We start from the raw sequence: 2,545 nt of genomic DNA, 5'->3' as shown, positions 1-2,545 counted from the left end.
GCGCCTTCTGTGTGGAAGGCGTCTAGTGTTGCCCGACCGATTCCTGAGCCTGCGCCGACGATCAGAGCGCGTTTGCCTTGCAGCCAGCCGGTCATGAGTCGTTTCCCGGGATTAGCGGCGCGTTCATGTTCCCCACCATGGCGGCTAAGGTGGTGGTGTTCTGGCGGGTCAGCGCCTCGATCTCGAGGGCATCCAACGATACCCACTGGCCCGATTTTGGGGATTGGATCAGCAGCCGCAGACCATTGCGGGTCGCCACGCGATGGACGGTCACTTCGGTGAATTCGTTTGCGATGGTGAGTGGTTCACCCGTTGAGCCGGCTAACAATTGTGATAGTTCGTCTACCGTGCGATCAGCTTGCGGTGGTTTCAGGTCGGTGTGGTGGGCTTCGTGACTCATAGGAACACCGCCAGGTTCTGCATCCGCAGTACCGATTCATCCACCATGATCGTGCGGCGCGCCAGTTTGAGGGTGTCGCTGTGATATCGCAGCAGGTCTTCTCGACCGCACGAAATCAGCGCGGCGTCGTTGACGTCACCGCGGCTACGGAACAGCAGTTCGGCGCTGTCGACGATCAGGTGATCGGCGTCGTCAGTGGCGAAGGTACGCACATTGGTGATGAAGTGCCGCAGCCGCGACGGTGGATCTTCGGTCCAGGCATGCTCGGTGGCGAACCGTGCGACGCGGCGGCTCAAGGAGTACTTGTCCTCATCGAAATGTGCCATTCCCGGCGAGGTATCAAATCCGGCCCCCAGCGCGGTGGTGACCCGTACCGGCATCAGGTAGTGGACGTCGTCGGTCAGCAGATCCAGCCATGTTTCGTACTCTTGGGCGTCAAGCAGGTAGGCCTCGTCGACGAGGAATCCCTGCGCCTGAAGATGCCGAGGATCGTCGAACGGCAACCTGTTCCCGTTGCGTTGCCACCGCGCGGCATGCGCACCTAGCACCGCTTGCTCCGAGTAGGTCGTTCCACGGTCTGCGCGGCTGTGGCTATCGGCCATCACGTGGTCACCGCCGTCGAGCCGGGGGCTGGGTTTTGCCGGCGGCATAGCCGTTGGTCTGCACCATCGGCTCGCTACCGGGCGGGTTATCCATTCCGGCTGCCGTCGTCCCGGTTTTCACCGGGGGCTTCTCCAAATACTCGGCCCACAGTCGCAGCAATTGCCGTTGGTTGTTCTCGTTGTACCCGACTTGGGCATATCCCGGTCCATGGAACCGATCGATGCTCAGGTTGTCGACCACTTTGGTGTCGCCATCGAGCAATCCCATCCGACTGTTGAGACGCAATCGGCGCGCCATCGAACCCGCAGCGGTGTTGGTCAGCGAAACCCAGTTCTCGACGTCGTCTTGCTCAAACATTCCCGTGGAGCCAAAACACATCAGATACGCCTTATAAGACTTAGCCTTGTACTCCGCAGGCGCGGCGGAATCAACGGCAAACCAGGACAACACCTCGGTCTCGTTCTCGCTGACCGGCTGCCACAGGCGGATCGAAATAAACGGCAAGACGTCATCGCCGTCTTGCACCTTCGGCCAGTTGTGTACGAAGCTGAGGTTGGGGAAACAGGTGGCCGCTGAAATCATGAACCCGTCCTCACCCACAACCTGCTGTTGTTGGGCAGTCCACACCGATTTGATACGCGCGATCATGTCCGCGGTGTAGCCCACGTAAGCCATGCGGTCCGCAAAGCTACCCTCGGGCAGTTTGTAGGTGGTGCCGCCACCCGTCCCGGCCCAATATGTGGCACCGTGTTTTCGCTTTGCGGCCTTGGGCTCCCGGAAGAGTCCGATCTCAACCACCGATGTGTGCGTCTGCGGGGTGTGATACATATCCCCAGCGAAATTTTCCGCCCCGATCTTCCAATTCGCCTTGATACGCCAACGCTGCGGTCCCCGCACCTCCAGACCCTTGACACTCTGCTTGGTATAGAAATCCAGGTAGAACCGGAAATCCCCCAAAAAATCCTCCAACGGCTCAGCGTCAGGATCCATGCTGATAAAGATCAACCCGTTATAGCTGGCTACATTCGGCGCCGGCAGCAATGTCTGGCCCGCTTTCTTAAAACCGGCCTCACCCCCATATGCCTCATCGTGAAACGGCAGACCAATTAAGCGACCGTCATTACGGTAGGACCAGCCGTGATACGGGCAACGGAAATTCGAGGCATTACCCATCTCAGCTCGACAGACCTGCATCCCCCGATGCAGGCACATGTTGAACATCGCCCTAACCTCACCCAGAGAATCCCGCGCGATGATGAACGAGTCCTGTAACACACGCCGAACCACATAATCCCCCGACTGCGGAATCTCAGACATGTGCGCCACGAACAACCATGCCCGACTAAACAGCCGTTGCTTTTCCAACGCGAAAATCTCGCTGTCGTTGTAGATATGCGCCGGGATCATCCCCGCACGCACATCACCTAGCACCCCAGCAAGATCCGTCATCGGCTACTCCACAGTCTCCAACTGAACTCGGCCAATCCTCGACCCAGACAAGAATTCTGGTAGACCGAAGCTAGCTCTGTACAGCAGAGAATA

The 2,545-nt window shown here is 58.8% G+C and carries 3 protein-coding genes and 1 pseudogene; all 4 read right to left on the bottom strand.

Going from position 1 to position 2,545, the window contains the following annotated elements; genetic code table 11:
- Positions 1–95, bottom strand: a pseudogene (locus tag SKC41_RS31640) (3-(cis-5,6-dihydroxycyclohexa-1,3-dien-1-yl)propanoate dehydrogenase); the annotation flags it as partial.
- Complete coding sequence (locus SKC41_RS31635; protein ID WP_051445767.1) at positions 92–400, bottom strand: hypothetical protein; 309 nt, start codon at positions 398–400, stop codon at positions 92–94. The pseudogene SKC41_RS31640 and the gene SKC41_RS31635, both read right to left, overlap by 4 nt.
- A complete protein-coding gene (locus SKC41_RS31630; RefSeq protein WP_051445775.1) occupies positions 397–1,002 on the bottom strand; it encodes a 3-phenylpropionate/cinnamic acid dioxygenase subunit beta in 606 nt (201 codons plus the stop codon). Before SKC41_RS31630 ends, SKC41_RS31635 begins: the two co-directional genes overlap by 4 nt.
- A gap of 7 nt (positions 1,003–1,009) precedes the next feature.
- The gene (locus SKC41_RS31625; RefSeq protein ID WP_054585859.1) at positions 1,010–2,452 is read right to left on the bottom strand and encodes an aromatic ring-hydroxylating dioxygenase subunit alpha; all 1,443 of its coding nucleotides are present in this window, start codon (positions 2,450–2,452) and stop codon (positions 1,010–1,012) included.
- Positions 2,453–2,545 lie beyond the last annotated feature (93 nt).

The sequence above is a fragment of the Mycobacterium sp. 050128 genome (genome assembly GCF_036409155.1).
GTDB lineage: Bacteria > Actinomycetota > Actinomycetes > Mycobacteriales > Mycobacteriaceae > Mycobacterium.
The sequence above is the reverse complement of the archived record's forward strand: the minus strand, read 5'-3'. Positions and strand labels throughout refer to the sequence as shown.

Bases quoted from the DNA above. Each gene is read 5' to 3' on its own strand.
- SKC41_RS31635 (WP_051445767.1), bottom strand. From the start codon at position 400: ATGAGTCACGAAGCCCACCACACCGACCTGAAACCACCGCAAGCTGAT.
- SKC41_RS31630 (WP_051445775.1), bottom strand. From the start codon at position 1,002: ATGGCCGATAGCCACAGCCGCGCAGACCGTGGAACGACCTACTCGGAG.
- SKC41_RS31625 (WP_054585859.1), bottom strand. From the start codon at position 2,452: ATGACGGATCTTGCTGGGGTGCTAGGTGATGTGCGTGCGGGGATGATC.